The sequence below is a fragment of the Pseudomonas frederiksbergensis genome (assembly GCF_003732705.1).
Classification (GTDB): domain Bacteria; phylum Pseudomonadota; class Gammaproteobacteria; order Pseudomonadales; family Pseudomonadaceae; genus Aquipseudomonas; species Aquipseudomonas frederiksbergensis_F.
On sequence record NZ_MOBR01000040.1, the window covers coordinates 269045 to 283627 of the forward strand.

Sequence of the window (14583 nt, forward strand, 5' to 3'; positions counted from 1 at the left end):
GATGCAAATCAAGATGCCCCAACGCCGCACCCCATAGACTCGCAGCCACTGCAAGCCTATCCGGGGGAATGCCCGCATGCTCGACGCCATTCGTTGGGACACCGATCTGATTCGCCGTTACGACCTGTCGGGACCGCGCTATACCTCGTACCCGACCGCCGTTCAATTCAATAGCCAGGTCGGCACGTTCGACCTGTTCCATGCCCTGCGCGACAGCCGCAAAGCGCTACGGCCGCTGTCGTTGTATGTGCACGTGCCGTTCTGCGCGAACATTTGCTACTACTGCGCCTGCAACAAGGTCATCACCAAGGACCGCGGCCGCGCACTCCCCTATTTGCAACGCCTGGAGCAGGAGATCCAGTTGATCGCCTGCCACCTGGACCCGACCCAGAAAGTCGAGCAACTGCATTTTGGCGGCGGCACCCCGACCTTTCTCAGCCACGATGAACTGCGCCAGTTGATGGCGCAGTTGCGCAAGCATTTCAATCTGCTGGACGACGATTCCGGTGACTACGGCATCGAAATCGATCCCCGTGAAGCCGACTGGTCGACCATGGGCCTGCTGCGGGAACTGGGTTTCAATCGGGTCAGCATCGGCCTGCAAGACCTTGACCCGGCGGTGCAACGCGCCGTCAATCGCCTGCAAAGCCTGGAAGAAACCCGCGCCGTGATCGACGCCGCGCGGACCTTGCAGTTTCGCTCGATCAACATCGACTTGATCTACGGCCTGCCGTGCCAGACACCCGAGAACTTCGCGCACACGGTGGATGAAGTCATCGCCCTGCAACCGGACCGGCTCTCGGTGTTCAACTACGCGCACCTGCCGGAACGCTTCATGCCACAACGGCGGATCAACAGCAACGAACTGCCGACCCCGGCGCAGAAACTGGAGATGCTCCAAGGCACCATCGAACAGCTGACCAAGGCCGGTTACCGCTACATCGGCATGGACCACTTCGCCCTGCCCGACGACGAACTGGCGATTGCCCAGGAAGAATCGACCCTGCAGCGCAACTTCCAGGGCTACACCACCCACGGTCATTGCGATTTGATTGGCCTCGGGGTGTCGGCCATCAGCCAGATTGGCGACCTGTACTGCCAGAACACCAGCGATCTGAACCTGTACCAAAACACCCTGGCTTCGGCACAACTGGCCACCAACCGTGGCCTGCTGTGTAACGCCGACGACCGACTGCGCCGGGCGGTGATTCAGCAATTGATCTGCCATTTCAGTCTGGAATTCGTCGGGATCGAACAGGCCTTTAACATCGATTTTCGCGGCCATTTCAGCGAACTTTGGCCGCAGTTGCAGGAAATGGCCAAGGACGGCCTGATCGAACTGGACAGCGAACGGATCACCGTGTTGCCGGCCGGACGATTGCTGGTGCGCTCGGTGTGCATGGTGTTCGATGCGTACCTGGAGCAGCAGAATCGCCAGCGCTTTTCCCGGGTGATTTAGGACTTCATGACCAACGACGCCGCTTTGAGGATTTGCTCCGGCGTCAGGCCCGATTGCTTCATCGCTTTACTGAGGGCGTTGTTGGCAACGATCAAGCCACCGTTGAGGTTGTTGATAAACGCTTGCAAGGCGCCGAGCTTGGCCTTCATTTCTTCCGGGCTCAGCCGTTTATCTCGCATCACCGCCTGCATTTCGGCGAGTTTTTCCGCGATCTGCTGCTGCAATTTGCGAATCATTTTCACGATCTGCTGAATGTTTTCCGGCAAACCGCTTTCTTCGATGTCGCTGTTTTCGCCCTTGGCTGCGGCTTTTTCGATGCCGGCACCGGACAACGACACTTTGATGCCTTCGACTTTGGTCGGGGTTTCAAAGATTGGCAAGGTGACGTCCGCCTCATCGACCGTCGGAATTTTCGCGGTGTCGAGCAACGACGGCAAGCTGCTATTACCGGGGTTCAGCGTGCCAATGGCGGACATGAATGCGGTTCCTTGCAGGCGATCAGTTGACAGGTCATCGGCCACCCGGCCGCGACCTTTACCTGCCTGCGACAAAATCGCCATGCGCTGGCCTGAATGTCCTCCCGTGAGTTACCCTTACGGCTTATGTGTGTTTTCCCACAAGGATTAAAGAAATGTCCGAGCCAGTCAAACTGCGCGCTCACAGCCAGGCCCATTGCAAGGATTGCAGCCTGGCTCCCCTCTGCTTGCCACTTTCTCTGAATCTGGAAGACATGGATGCGCTGGACGAAATCGTTAAACGTGGGCGCCCGTTGAAAAAAGGCGAATTCCTGTTCCGCCAGGGCGACACATTCGATTCCGTTTATGCAGTTCGCTCCGGCGCGCTGAAGACCTTCAGCCTCAGCGATGGCGGTGAAGAACAGCTCACTGGTTTCCACCTGCCGAGCGAACTGGTCGGCCTGTCGGGCATGGACACTGAAAAGCACCCGGTCTCGGCGCAAGCGCTGGAGACAACATCGGTCTGCGAAATCCCATTCGAACGCCTCGACGAACTGGCTCTGCAACTGCCGCAACTGCGTCGTCAGTTGATGCGGGTGATGAGCCGCGAGATTCGTGATGATCAGCAAATGATGTTGCTGCTGTCGAAGAAAACCGCCGACGAGCGCATCGCCACGTTTCTGGTCAACCTGTCTGCACGCTTCCGCGCCCGCGGCTTTTCCGCCAACCAGTTCCGTCTGAGCATGTCACGCAACGAAATCGGCAACTACCTGGGCCTGGCGGTGGAAACCGTGTCTCGGGTGTTCACGCGCTTCCAGCAAAACGAGCTGATCGCCGCCGAGGGCAAGGAAATTCATATTCTCGACCCGATTCAGCTGTGCGCCCTGGCGGGCGGCTCTCTCGACTGATTGATGTCTTTGCGGCTGAGCGAAACGGTTCAGCCGCCGCTATACTGCGTCGTTTGCAGCCTGCCAGGACAACTCGACGATGGTCTTCGACTCCTTCGATATCAAATCCCTGATCCGCCCCGTGATCGACTTTCCCAAGCCGGGCGTGATCTTTCGCGACATCACTCCGCTGTTTCAATCGCCCACGGCCTTGCGCCTGGTGATGGACACCTTCGCCCACCGTTACGTTGAGGCCGACTTCACCCACATCGGCGCGATGGACGCCCGCGGCTTCCTGATCGGCTCGGTGTTGGCGTATCAGTTGAACAAGCCGCTGGTGCTGTTCCGTAAACAAGGCAAATTGCCGGCGGACGTGCTGGCCGAAGGTTACGCGACCGAGTACGGCGAAGCCTTGCTGGAAGTGCATGCCGACAGCCTGTGCGAGGGCGATTCGGTGGTGATGTTCGATGACCTGATTGCCACCGGCGGCACGCTGATCGCGGCGGCGAATTTGATTCGTCGCATGGGTGCGCGGGTGCATGAGGCGGCGGCGATTATTGATTTGCCCGAGCTGGGTGGGTCGCAGCGCTTGGAAGATATGGGCATTCCTACGTTCTGCCTGACGCAGTTTGCGTTGAGCGAGCAATAAGCGGCGCCTTCAAGGACGCCTTCGCGGGCAAGCCTCGCTCCTACAGGTTTTGCGTTGGCCGCATAATTCGGGCACGACGCATGACCTGTAGGAGCGAGGCTTGCCCGCGAAAGCGCCAGCCGCCACACCACAGGAATCAAAGCCCCATCTGCTTGCTGATGATCTCGTTCATCACTTCCCGCGTGCCGCCGCCGATCGACAGGATCCGGTTGTCCCGATACAGCCGCTCCACCAGACTTTCGCGCATATACCCCAAACCACCCAGAATCTGCACCGCATCGGTGGTGATGCGATCCGCCGTGTCAGTCGCGAAATTCTTGGCCATGGAAATCTCCTTGATCACGCTCTGCCCCGCCGCCATTTTCGCGGCCTGGCGATAGGTGAATTCCCGTGACACTTCCAATGCCGTGGCCATTTCGGCGAGTCGGTGCTTGAGCACCTGGAACTTGCCGATCGGTTTACCAAAGGCCTCTCGTTGACGCGCCCATTTGAGGCTTTCTTCGAGGGCAAGCTGCGCCGTCATGTTGGCCATCAACGCCAGGGCCAGGCGCTCGCTCTGGAAGTTGCCCATGATGCAGGCGAAGCCCATGTTCTCGGCACCGATCAGATTTCCTACGGGCACCCGGCAATCATCGAAGAACAACTCGGCGGTGTCCGACGCCCACCAGCCCATTTTCTTCAGTTGCCGGCCGACGGTGAAACCCGGCGTCCCTTTCTCGATCAACAACAGGCTGATGCCAGCGAAACCCGGCTCACCCGTGCGCACCGCCACGGTGTAGAAATCCGCACGGACGCCGCTGGTGATAAAGGTTTTGCTGCCGTTGACCCGATAACAGTCGCCGTCTCGCACGGCGCGGGTTTGCAGGTTGGCGACATCGGAACCGCCGCTGGGCTCAGTGATGGCCAGGGCGCTGATCTTTTCGCCAGCCAACACCTGCGGCACCACCCGGTCGCGGACCTCGGGCCGGGCCCATTTAAGGATCGGCGGCAGGCCGATGTCCAGGGAACCGAGGCCCGCCACCAAGCCGCCGGAGCCACAACGCATCAGCTCTTCGCTGGCGGCGACCTTGGCGAACAGATCACCCTCATGGCTACCGCCCAGGGCTTCGGGGTAACCGATCCCGAGAATCCCGGCGGCACCGGCCTTGAGGTAGAGCTCACGAGGAAAGCTTTCGGCTTCTTCCCACTGGTCGATGTCCGGCAGGATCTCGCGCTCGACGAAACGCCTGACGCTGTCGCGAACCAATTGGTGGCTGGGGTCGAAGTATTCCTGAAAGGCAGGCATCGGCAAACTCCACTGAAGGGTTCAGCGACGTTAACCGAGCGCTTGCTTGGTTTTCAACAGGGTTGTGTGAATCAGGTGGACCGAGGTGCGCCCTTCGCGGGCAAGCCTCGCTCCTACAGGTCATGTGTCGCGCCCCAATTACGCGGACGACGCAAAACCTGTAGGAGCGAGGCTTGTTCGCGAAGGCGTCAATTCAGACGCTACAAGGCTATCGGCTTACGCCCCGCAAACGAATGCGCCAACGTCCCGCCATCCACCAATTCCAGCTCGCCACCCAACGGCACGCCATGGGCGATGCGCGAGGCGATCAAGCCTTTGTTGCTCAGCAACTGGGCGATGTAATGCGCCGTGGCTTCACCTTCCACCGTCGGGTTGGTCGCCAGGATGACTTCGGTAAAGGTGCCCGCCTCTTCAATCCGCGCCAGCAATTGCGGAATGCCGATGGCCTCTGGCCCGAGGCCGTCGAGTGGTGACAAATGGCCCTTGAGCACGAAGTAGCGACCACGGAAACCGGTCTGCTCCACCGCGTAGACGTCCATCGGCCCTTCCACCACGCACAGCAAGGTGTCGTCACGACGGGTGTCGGCACATTGCGGGCAGAGGTCGTCTTCGGTCAGCGTGCGGCACAAGCGGCAGTGACCGACCCCTTCCATCGCCTGGCTCAGGGCCAGGGCCAGGCGCGAACCGCCGCTGCGATCGCGCTCAAGCAGTTGCAACGCCATGCGCTGGGCGGTTTTCTGACCCACACCCGGCAACGTTCGCAGGGCATCGATCAGTTGGCGAATCAGAGGGCTGAAGCTCATGGGGAAAAGTCCGACAAAACAACGAGACGCGGTTTATACCCGCGCCTCTGGCCAGCGTCAAATACTCAGTCCTGGGCGACCCGCACCACCAGTTTGCCGAAATTACGTCCTTCCAGCAGACCGATGAACGCCTCGGGCGCCTGCTCCAGGCCATCGACGACGTCTTCGCGGAACTTGACCTTGCCATCGCGCACCCAAGGCACCATGGCGCTGACGAATTCCGGCTGGCGATCACCGTAGTCATCGAACACGATAAAGCCCTGGATCCGCACACGTTTGGTTAGCAAGGTGCGCTGCAATTGCGGCAGACGATCCGGCCCGCTCGGCGCTTCATGGGCGTTGTAACCGGCGATCAGGCCGCAGAGCGGAATCCGCGCCTTGGCGTTGAGCAACGGCACGATCGCGTCGAAGACTTTGCCGCCGACATTCTCGTAGTAGATATCCACGCCCTTGGGACAGGCCAGCGCCAGATCATTGGCAAAACTCGGGCTCTTGTGGTCGATGCAGGCGTCGAAGCCCAGCTCCTCGACCACGTAGCGGCACTTCTCGGCACCACCGGCCACACCGACCACCCGCAGACCTTTAATCTTGGCCACTTGGCCAACCACCGAACCCACGGCGCCGGACGCGGCAGCGACGACCAGAGTTTCACCGGACTTGGGCTGGCCGATGTCCATCAGGCCCATATAGGCCGTCATGCCCGGCATCCCCAACACGCCCAACGCCATCGACGGGCTCGGCAGCCCGGACGGGATGGGGATGATGTTGCGACCATCGCTGATGCTGTGGCTCTGCCAGCCTGTGGAGCCGACCACCAGGTCACCTTCGTGAAACTTGGGATTGAGCGAACGCTCGACGCGACTGACAGCACCACCGGTCATCACTTCGTCGATTTCCACCGGCGCAGCGTAAGACGGCGCGTCACTCATGCGTCCGCGCATGTAGGGATCGAGGGACAGATAAAGGGTCTTGAGCAACACCTGACCGTCGGCCAGGTCCGGCAGCGCGACGCGTTCCAGACGAAAATTCTCCGGGGTCGGCGCGCCCACCGGGCGGGACACCAGGACGATACGTTGGTTGAGGGTCAATGCTTGTGGCATGTGAGCGTCTCCTGTGATCGATGAATTCGGCGGTATAGGGTGCAGACCTTTGTGGCGGTATGGTGTTCGATGTATCTGCCACAGATCGTTCCCACGCTCCGCGTGGGAATGCAGCCCGGGACGCTCCGCGTCCCAAAGCGTGACGCGGAGCGTCACAAGAGGCATTCCCAGGCAGAGCGTGGGAACGATCAACGATCAGTGTGCGCCGAAAACAAAAATGCCAGGCGCAATGCCTGGCATTTTTTTGTAGCTCATCCGACGCACGTTGGCGAATCAGAATGGCAGTTTCATACCCGGCGGCAGTTGCATGCCAGCGGTCACGCTGCCCATTTTGTCCTGGCTGTTGGCTTCGATCTTGCGCACGGCATCGTTGACGGCGGCGGCAAACACGGCCTCCAGCATCTCTTTGTCGTCTTCGCTCAGGCCTTCCACCAGGCTTGGGTCGATGGTCACGCGCTTGACGTCGTGACGACCGGTCATCACCACGGTGACCATATCGCCGCCGGCCTTACCGGTGACTTCGGCGTTGGCCAGTTCTTCCTGCATCTTGGCCATTTTTTCCTGCATCTGCTGTGCCTGCTTCATCAGGCCGGCCATGCCACCTTTCATCATGGTAATCACCTCAAAGTACTTGGATAAAAACAGCGCCCGGCGAATACGACCGGACGCCTTCAGTTATTAGCCCTGACTGACCAGGGCTTCGACAGGTTCAATAGTATCGTTGCGAATCACCGCACCGAACTGCTCCATCATCTGCTGGATGAACGGATCACCGTGGATCGACTCCTCGGCCTCGCGCTGGCGGTTCACACGACGCCGGGACGCAGCCTGGGCCGGGGTTTCCTGCTCGGGCTTGATCAACTCCATGCTCAGGTTCAGCGTACGCCCGTGAAACTGGTTCAGCGCATCGTTAAGACGACGTTGCTGGGTCGCATTGAACAAAGCGCTGTGGGCCGGATCCAGGTGCAGCAGCCAGTTGTCGCCATCGACGGCGATCAATGTGCAGTTGGCGGCGATGCTGCCGGTCATGCCGGAAATCGGCAATTTCGGGAACAGCTCCAGCCATTGCAGCGCCAGGCCGGTGGCGGGCATTGCAGCCGGCTCGGGCTCAGGTTCCGGCGTTGGCTCGGCGGTGTGTTCGCTGGCCAGTTCATCGAGATAGCTGTAAGCCGAGTCGATGTCCGGCTCAATGTAATCCTCATCCAGCGGCGGCTCATCATCCAGGTCGATGCCCGGCGTGGCGGCATCCACCTCGGCCACGGACGGTTCCGGGATCGGCGCAGCGGCCCATTCCGGCGCGTCCGGCACCACGCTGTCAGGCGTCGGTGTCGGCATCGGTGGTAATTCAGGTTGCTCGCTGGTGGTTTCCAGCATCGGCTCGACCGCTGGCTGCTGAACGACTTCCGGTTCAACCGGGTCATTCCACGGCAGATCGACAACGACTTCAACCGCTTCAACGACGGGCTCGGGCACGACCACTGGCGTAACCGGTTCAGGTTCAAGCTCAGGGGCCGGCGCAACAACCGGCGCGGGCACAACCGGGACAACTGCCGCAGGGGCTACCGGCGCCACTTTAGGCGCGGTAGCCACTGAATTGGCGGAATCAACTGTGGCCTGGCTGATCCCCACGGTCTTTAGCGGTTGCCTCGGGGCGTCCGCCGTATCCGCTGGCCTGAACGCCAGCATGCGCAGCAGGACCATTTCGAAGCCACCGCGCGGGTCCGGTGCCAGCGGCAAATCGCGGCGCCCGATCAGGCCCATCTGGTAATAAAACTGCACATCTTCGGCCGGCAATGCCTGGGCCAGAGCCAGCACCCGGTCACGATCGCCGTGGCCGTTGTCGACGCCATCAGGCAGGGCCTGGGCGATGGCGACCCGGTGCAGCACGTTGAGAATTTCCGAGAGCACGCCGTTCCAGTCCGGGCCTTGCTCGGCCAGGTGACGAACGGCTTCGAGCAATGCCTTGGCGTCTCCTTCGATCAGCGAATGCAGGACATCAAACACCTGGCCATGATCCAGCGTACCGAGCATCGCCCGCACGTCGGCGGCCATGACCTTGCCTTCACCGAAGGCGATGGCCTGGTCAGTGAGGCTCATGGCGTCACGCATCGAACCGTCGGCGGCGCGACCGAGCAACCACAGTGCATCGTCTTCGAACGGCACCTGCTCGACACCCAGCACATGGGTCAAATGCTCGACCACCCGTTCCGGGGTCATGTTCTTCAGGGAGAATTGCAGGCACCGGGAAAGAATGGTTGCCGGAAGTTTCTGCGGATCGGTGGTCGCCAGGATGAACTTGACGTAGGGCGGCGGCTCTTCGAGGGTTTTCAGCAGCGCATTGAAGGAATGGCTGGAGAGCATGTGCACTTCGTCGATCAGGTAGACCTTGAAGCGCCCGCGGCTCGGGGCGTACTGCACGTTGTCGAGCAGCTCGCGGGTATCCTCGACCTTGGTCCGGCTCGCGGCGTCGATTTCGATCAGGTCGACAAAGCGCCCCTCATCGATCTCGCGGCACACCGAGCACTCGCCACAGGGCGTTGAAGTGATACCTGTTTCACAGTTCAGGCATTTGGCGATGATTCGTGCGATGGTGGTCTTGCCGACACCCCGAGTACCGGTAAACAGGTAGGCGTGGTGCAGCCGCTGGCTGTCCAAGGCATTGATCAGAGCCTTGAGCACATGGGTCTGGCCGACCATTTCGCGGAACGAGCGCGGACGCCATTTACGTGCAAGAACCTGATAACTCATCGAAAACCGTCGCAACTAAGGAACAGAAGCGGCTAATGCTAGCGGAGCAGGCCCGAAATTGCATCCGGTGTGCTCGTCTAATCTGACTAAGCTGCACTTTGGGGGGCTATTTTCGGCTCGGGTTTCATCAGTACCGGAGCGTTTATGCGGTTGGCCTTGGGGGCTTTATTGTTGATCAGCCTGAACGTCGCAGCCGCCGACGCGCCGGTGCGCTTCGTCATGGCCGACAGTTGGGCCATGCCAATGATGCAACTGGACCGGGGCCGCCCGACCCAGGGCATCCTCTACGACATCCTGCTCAGCCTGGCGACCCAGGTCGGGGTGCCGGCGGAATTTCATGTGCTGCCTCGGGCGCGGGTGCAGGGTGCCATGGAGCACGGCGAAGTCGATGTGCGCTGCTATGCCGCACAGTCATGGCTGCCGAATCAGTCCGGGGATTACATCTGGAGCATTCCACTGTTTCTGCAGCGCGACCTGCTGGTCAGCCGACAAGGCGGGCCCGCGTCAGTTGTCCCGGCCAGTCTGAAACATGAATCCATCGGCACGGTGCTCGGTTACATCTATCCGACACTGCAACCGCTGTTCGACGCAGGCCAGTTGCAACGCGAAGACGCGCGCAATCAGGAACAGGTCCTGGATAAACTCCTGGTCGGACGCTATCGCTACGCCGTCACCAATCAATGGACTCTGGACTGGTTCAACCAGCGTCTGATGCCCGGCCGGCAGTTGCAAGCGGTGGCGGTGCTGCAGGAACAGAATGTCGGTTGCTATGTGCGCAACGACCCGGATGTGCCGGTGCAGCGGATATTGCGCACGTTGTTGCGGATGAAAATGTCGGGGGAGATTGATGACATTATTGGGCTTTATACCGGTGAGGGGCCTGGTACGCCTTGAGCCGATCTACCTGACCATCTGGAACCCTCCTGTGGGAGCGAGCCTGCTCGCGAAGGCGGTATGTCAGATAACATTGGTGTTGAATGTGATGACCTCTTCGCGAGCAGGCTCGCTCCCACAGGGGATGCAGTTGTTACAGAAATTTCAGCCAACCTGATCCAATTCCCGCCACTCCACCGGCGCAACAAACCCGGCCACCCACTCCGGCACCTCGGCAGGCGGCATCGGTTTGGCGATGAAATACCCCTGGGCCACTTCGCAGCCCAACTCCAGCAGCAATCGACCATGCTCGACACTCTCCAATCCTTCAGCGATCACCTGCCGACCAAACGCCCGGGCCAGGCCGATCACTGCGGTGGTCAGGGCCAAATCGTCACGATCATGCAGAATGTCGCGCACAAAGGATTTATCGATCTTGATGGTTTGCGTGCGCAGGCGCTTGAGGTAACTCAGGGACGAGTAACCCGTGCCGAAATCCCCCAATGAAAACTGCACCCCCAGCGCCTGACAGGCCTGCAAACAGGCGCTGACGTGCTGGATATTCTCGACGGCCACGGACTCGACGATTTCCAGATCCAGCAGTTGCGGGTCGACCTGGGCATGCCGGGCGAGCACCTGCCGAAGCCGCTCGACGAAATCCGCCCGCTGGAAATGCCGCGCCGCGATATTAATGCTGATCGGCCAGCCCTGCCCCACCTGCTGCCAGCGGTGCAACTGCGCCAGGACCTGATCCATCACCCATTCGCCGATGTCGATGATCAGGTCAGTTTCTTCCACCAGCGGCAGGAACTCCCGTGGTGGCACCAGGCCGTTTTGCGGGTGCTGCCAACGCAATAACGCTTCGAAACCGACCACCTCGCCACGGCGCATGTTCACCTTGGGCTGAAAATGCAGACGCAACTCACCGGCGGTCAGGGCCTGACGGACACGCTCGACCGTCTGGTGGGTGGCTTTGACTTCCTGATCCCGGGACACATCAAACAGATGAAAACGATTACGCCCGCGCTGCTTGGCCACATACATGGCCTGATCGGCATGGCGCAACAGGGTTTCGGCATCTTCGTTGTCGTAGGGGAACAGGGTCACGCCAATGCTGGCGAACACATTGATGTCCTTGCCATGCAGCGAATACGGCGCCGAGATCGCGCCCAGCACTCGATTCAGCGCCGCGCGCAATTCCGGCAGATCCCGTACGTAACGCAGCACCAGCACAAACTCGTCGCCGGCTAGCCGAGCCACCACATCTTCGCCGCGCACAATCGTGCGCAATCGCTTGGCCACTTCCACCAGCAACAGATCGCCACTGGCATGACCATAGCCGTCGTTCACAGCCTTGAAGCCATCGAGGTCGAGCATGCAGACCGCCAGCGGAATATTTTCCTTGCGGGAGAATTCCAGCGCCTGGTCCAGCAGGTCCGAGAGGAACGCGCGATTGGGCAACCCCGTCAGCACGTCATGCCCGACCCGCCATTGCAGGGAATGCAGCAGTTGGCGTTTTTCGCTGATGTCGAAACGAATCGACAGGTAGCGGTCAACCCGCCCAGTGGCGTCGTTGAGTACCGGCACCATGGTGCTGTCGACCCAATACAGGCTGCCATCCTTGGCGCGATTACAGATCTCGCCCTTCCAGACATCGCCCAGGGCGATGGTGCGCCACAGCGTGGCGAAGAAATCGGCGGAATGCAGGCCCGAATTCAGCAGGCGATGGTTTTGCCCGATCAGTTCCTCGCGGCTATAGCCGGAAATGGCGCAGAACTGGTCATTGACGTAAGTGATCCGGCCGCTCAGATCCGTCTCGGAAAAGATAGCGGCAGCATCCACGGCCCTGCGGTATTTCTCATCCATGAGTCAGGCTCGCTGTCGCTAGCGGTGGGACCGCTCGACCAGCGCACAATGCCCGGAAGAGATGTTTTGAGACGGACTGCGCAGAGACACTTGCTTACTCCATGACAGCATTTGATGGCCCCGGGACAGCCGAAGATCAACTAGGCTCAAAGGCCTCGGCGAAATCGGAAACAGCGATCCAGGCAGCATTTTGCAAGGCATCGAGCCACTCGTGGCGTCGCCACACACCCGGTGCCGGAACGCAACGCTGGCTGTTCCATAGCGCCTTAACTTCTGAAAGCAGGTCACCAAATGCCCCCTCTGAGCGGCGATTCTACGAAATGCATCACATTTTGCAAAGCAAGGTGATGGATCATGCAGTTGTCTAATGCAAAAATCTATCGTTAAGTTCTTGATTCTAAATGGGAATTGAGCGATGCAAATTTCAAGTTTGGGTCCAGCCATCCGACGCTATCGCAAGGTCGCGGGGCTTACTCAGGCTGAACTCGGCGAAAAAACCGGTTTTGACCCCAAAACCATCAGCCGTTTCGAAACCGGCACCTATACCCCCAGCGTGGAAGCATTGTTCTTGCTTGCCGATGTGCTGGGCGTGAAGCTGAAAGCGTTTTTCGCAGATATGGGCGATGAAGACGAACAGCGGGCGTACCTGTTCAGCGTCATACACAAAGCCACCTCAAAGGATCTGGGAAAGCTGATCGCTGCGGTTGACCAGGCCTTGTCCAAGCCTTAGTGCCAGAAACGAAAAAAGGAGGCCGATCTGTCTGATTCGACAGATCGGCCTCCTTTTTTTTATTCGCGCCCGATGAAGGGCAAAATCCGGAAACGACTAAATACTCCCAAGGACAAGATCCATGGCAGAGCAGCAACAACAATTTTTGGATTAATAAAGCACGATAGGGGATTCGTGCTGCGTTATGGAGGCAACCCCATCAGCCACACCCCGGCACACAATGTTCCCGCTGTGGCTGCTGCCTTCCGGCTCTGACCAGGTTCACGGGTAATCGTTGCGGGGGGACCGATGGGGTCACCATAACGACGCTCACCTGACGGCGAACGGCGCCATTGTACCTATCTGAGTCGAAGTTACAACCGTTCGATCCAGATTAAAAATATGAATTAGGTCAATGACATGCGCAGGCCCTGAAAAGCCGCGCTTATTGCACCAACACCTCATCCGCCCTGCCACCCTCCTGCTGGATCACCAGGTGGATAAAGTGCAGCTTGGCGATCACCGCCGGCGGCAGGACGAACGGATAGAAATCCGGTTGGCCCATGCTCCGCGACAATTCGTTGAGCATGCCGGCCAGTTCGATCCACGCGTTAACGAACGACAGGAACGCCGCGCCACCAGGATGCTGCGGGTCGTAGAGGGTGCTGGAGGGGAATGGCTGGTAATCGAAGTCCATCTCCCGGGCGCTCATGCCGAAGCCGAGGGCGGTGTCCACGGCGTCCATCATGTGCAGGTAGTGCGCCCAGGTTTCGGCCCAGTCCTCCCACGGATGCATCGTCGCGTAGGCGCTGACGTAATGTTGCTGCCAGTCCAGCGGCGCGCCTTGCTGGTAGTGCCGCTCAAGGGCGTCGGCGTAGCTGGCGCGCTCATCACCGAACAGGCCACGGAACGGTTCCAGCCAGTGGCTATTGGCGATCAGGCGATCCCAGTAGTAATGCCCGACTTCGTGACGGAAATGCCCGAGCAACGTGCGATACGGTTCATGCATCTGCACCCGGAGCTGTTCGCGGTGAGCGTCGTCGGCTTCCTTGATGTCGAGGGTGATCAGGCCGTTGGCATGGCCGGTGGTCGGTGGTTTGCCTTCGAGGTCGACGCCGATGAAATCGAAGGCCAGCCCGGTTTCTTCGTCCACGGTTTTGGGGATCACCTGCAAACCGAGGCTGACCAGTTGCGCGACCAAGCGGCGCTTGGCCGTCTCGACCTTGCGCCAGCGTTCAGGATTTTCGGGAATCGAAAGATCAGGGATGGTGTGGTTCAGGCTGCACGCCATGCACAGCGCATCGTGGTCGTTCGCGGGGAGCAGCCAATTACACGCAGCCGGAGAATCGAGATTGGCGCAGCGACGGAACACACCGGCTTCGGGATCGACGTCGAGCAGCCAGGTGTCCGCTTGCGGACCGGGCTGCAGTGACGACAGGCGACTCTGTTCCGGCTGATAGCCCAGCGCCGCCGAGCAGGCCAGGCATTGGCTGTTGCTGAAGAACAGCGATTGCCCGCAGCGGCAATGCCAGACCTTGCTGTTGCGCGAACTCTCGCCGACGAAGGGCGCGGCGATGCGGGAACTGAGCTGTTCGAAGAAACGGTACATGGCGAACTCTCCCTGAGGGGTGCCAAGACTAGATCATTCCCGAGCAAAGATCGTTCCCACGCTCTGCGTGGGAATGCATCCCGTGACGCTCCGCGTCACATTCAGAAGCGGACGCAGAGCGTCCATGGCGGCATTCCCAC

General features: G+C 60.0%; 13 protein-coding genes and 1 other RNA gene. 5 read left to right on the forward strand and 9 right to left on the reverse strand.

The window, feature by feature from the left end:
* Positions 1-76 precede the first annotated feature (76 nt).
* Entirely contained in the window at positions 77-1459 is a 1383-nt protein-coding gene (gene hemN, locus BK667_RS26515) for an oxygen-independent coproporphyrinogen III oxidase (protein WP_123599370.1), read from the forward strand.
* Here hemN and BK667_RS26520 read toward each other — a convergent pair.
* The gene (locus tag BK667_RS26520; protein WP_123599483.1) at positions 1456-1935 is read right to left on the reverse strand and encodes a hypothetical protein; all 480 of its coding nucleotides are present in this window, start codon (positions 1933-1935) and stop codon (positions 1456-1458) included. The two genes, hemN and BK667_RS26520, sit on opposite strands and share 4 nt — an antisense overlap.
* Before the next feature lie 155 nt (positions 1936-2090).
* On the opposite strand from BK667_RS26520, the gene fnr reads away from it, so the two are divergent.
* Complete coding sequence (gene fnr, locus BK667_RS26525) at positions 2091-2822, forward strand: fumarate/nitrate reduction transcriptional regulator Fnr (protein ID WP_123512190.1); 732 nt, start codon at positions 2091-2093, stop codon at positions 2820-2822.
* Positions 2823-2901: 79 nt separating this feature from the next.
* On the forward strand, positions 2902-3450 hold the full coding sequence (locus tag BK667_RS26530) for an adenine phosphoribosyltransferase (RefSeq protein ID WP_123599371.1): 549 nt from the start codon (positions 2902-2904) through the stop codon (positions 3448-3450).
* A 136-nt stretch (positions 3451-3586) separates the two neighbouring features.
* Here BK667_RS26530 and BK667_RS26535 read toward each other — a convergent pair whose 3' ends face one another.
* The 5 genes from BK667_RS26535 to dnaX form a co-directional block, all read right to left on the reverse strand.
* Positions 3587-4735 carry an acyl-CoA dehydrogenase family protein gene (locus BK667_RS26535; RefSeq protein WP_123599372.1) on the reverse strand — a complete coding sequence of 383 codons (1149 nt, stop codon included), beginning with the start codon at positions 4733-4735 and terminating at the stop codon, positions 3587-3589.
* 200 nt (positions 4736-4935) lie between these two features.
* Positions 4936-5538, reverse strand: coding sequence for a recombination mediator RecR (gene recR / locus BK667_RS26540; RefSeq protein ID WP_123512184.1), 603 nt, complete (start codon positions 5536-5538; stop codon positions 4936-4938).
* Between the two features lie 65 nt (positions 5539-5603).
* Positions 5604-6638, reverse strand: a complete 1035-nt coding sequence (gene curA / locus BK667_RS26545; RefSeq protein WP_123599373.1) for an NADPH-dependent curcumin/dihydrocurcumin reductase — start codon at positions 6636-6638, stop codon at positions 5604-5606.
* 273 nt (positions 6639-6911) lie between these two features.
* Positions 6912-7250 carry a YbaB/EbfC family nucleoid-associated protein gene (locus tag BK667_RS26550; protein ID WP_123403312.1) on the reverse strand — a complete coding sequence of 113 codons (339 nt, stop codon included), beginning with the start codon at positions 7248-7250 and terminating at the stop codon, positions 6912-6914.
* Positions 7251-7316: 66 nt separating this feature from the next.
* A complete protein-coding gene (gene dnaX / locus BK667_RS26555) occupies positions 7317-9386 on the reverse strand; it encodes a DNA polymerase III subunit gamma/tau (RefSeq protein WP_123599374.1) in 2070 nt (689 codons plus the stop codon).
* A gap of 144 nt (positions 9387-9530) precedes the next feature.
* Here dnaX and BK667_RS26560 point away from each other — a divergent pair, with 144 nt between their 5' ends.
* A complete protein-coding gene (locus BK667_RS26560) occupies positions 9531-10280 on the forward strand; it encodes a substrate-binding periplasmic protein (RefSeq protein WP_123599375.1) in 750 nt (249 codons plus the stop codon).
* A 144-nt stretch (positions 10281-10424) separates the two neighbouring features.
* Here BK667_RS26560 and BK667_RS26570 read toward each other — a convergent pair whose 3' ends face one another.
* The gene (locus BK667_RS26570) at positions 10425-12125 is read right to left on the reverse strand and encodes a putative bifunctional diguanylate cyclase/phosphodiesterase (RefSeq protein WP_123599377.1); all 1701 of its coding nucleotides are present in this window, start codon (positions 12123-12125) and stop codon (positions 10425-10427) included.
* A gap of 415 nt (positions 12126-12540) precedes the next feature.
* Between BK667_RS26570 and BK667_RS26580 the strand changes: the two genes are divergently transcribed.
* Positions 12541-12855, forward strand: a complete 315-nt coding sequence (locus BK667_RS26580; RefSeq protein WP_054054050.1) for a helix-turn-helix domain-containing protein — start codon at positions 12541-12543, stop codon at positions 12853-12855.
* A gap of 194 nt (positions 12856-13049) precedes the next feature.
* On the opposite strand, the gene ffs is transcribed toward BK667_RS26580, so the two are convergent.
* Together ffs and BK667_RS26590 are read right to left on the reverse strand one after the other, a co-directional pair.
* An RNA gene (gene ffs / locus BK667_RS26585) (signal recognition particle sRNA small type) lies at positions 13050-13146 on the reverse strand.
* A gap of 133 nt (positions 13147-13279) precedes the next feature.
* On the reverse strand, positions 13280-14443 hold the full coding sequence (locus BK667_RS26590; protein ID WP_123599378.1) for a zinc-binding metallopeptidase family protein: 1164 nt from the start codon (positions 14441-14443) through the stop codon (positions 13280-13282).
* Between the last annotated feature and the right edge of the window lie 140 nt (positions 14444-14583).

Coding starts and splice junctions, on each gene's coding strand:
- hemN (WP_123599370.1), top strand. CDS start 77: ATGCTCGACGCCATTCGTTGGGACACCGATCTGATTCGCCGTTACGAC.
- BK667_RS26590 (WP_123599378.1), bottom strand. CDS start 14,443: ATGTACCGTTTCTTCGAACAGCTCAGTTCCCGCATCGCCGCGCCCTTC.
- fnr (WP_123512190.1), top strand. CDS start 2,091: ATGTCCGAGCCAGTCAAACTGCGCGCTCACAGCCAGGCCCATTGCAAG.
- BK667_RS26550 (WP_123403312.1), bottom strand. CDS start 7,250: ATGATGAAAGGTGGCATGGCCGGCCTGATGAAGCAGGCACAGCAGATG.
- BK667_RS26530 (WP_123599371.1), top strand. CDS start 2,902: ATGGTCTTCGACTCCTTCGATATCAAATCCCTGATCCGCCCCGTGATC.
- BK667_RS26535 (WP_123599372.1), bottom strand. CDS start 4,735: ATGCCTGCCTTTCAGGAATACTTCGACCCCAGCCACCAATTGGTTCGC.
- BK667_RS26560 (WP_123599375.1), top strand. CDS start 9,531: ATGCGGTTGGCCTTGGGGGCTTTATTGTTGATCAGCCTGAACGTCGCA.
- dnaX (WP_123599374.1), bottom strand. CDS start 9,386: ATGAGTTATCAGGTTCTTGCACGTAAATGGCGTCCGCGCTCGTTCCGC.
- BK667_RS26520 (WP_123599483.1), bottom strand. CDS start 1,935: ATGTCCGCCATTGGCACGCTGAACCCCGGTAATAGCAGCTTGCCGTCG.
- recR (WP_123512184.1), bottom strand. CDS start 5,538: ATGAGCTTCAGCCCTCTGATTCGCCAACTGATCGATGCCCTGCGAACG.
- curA (WP_123599373.1), bottom strand. CDS start 6,638: ATGCCACAAGCATTGACCCTCAACCAACGTATCGTCCTGGTGTCCCGC.
- BK667_RS26570 (WP_123599377.1), bottom strand. CDS start 12,125: ATGGATGAGAAATACCGCAGGGCCGTGGATGCTGCCGCTATCTTTTCC.
- BK667_RS26580 (WP_054054050.1), top strand. CDS start 12,541: ATGCAAATTTCAAGTTTGGGTCCAGCCATCCGACGCTATCGCAAGGTC.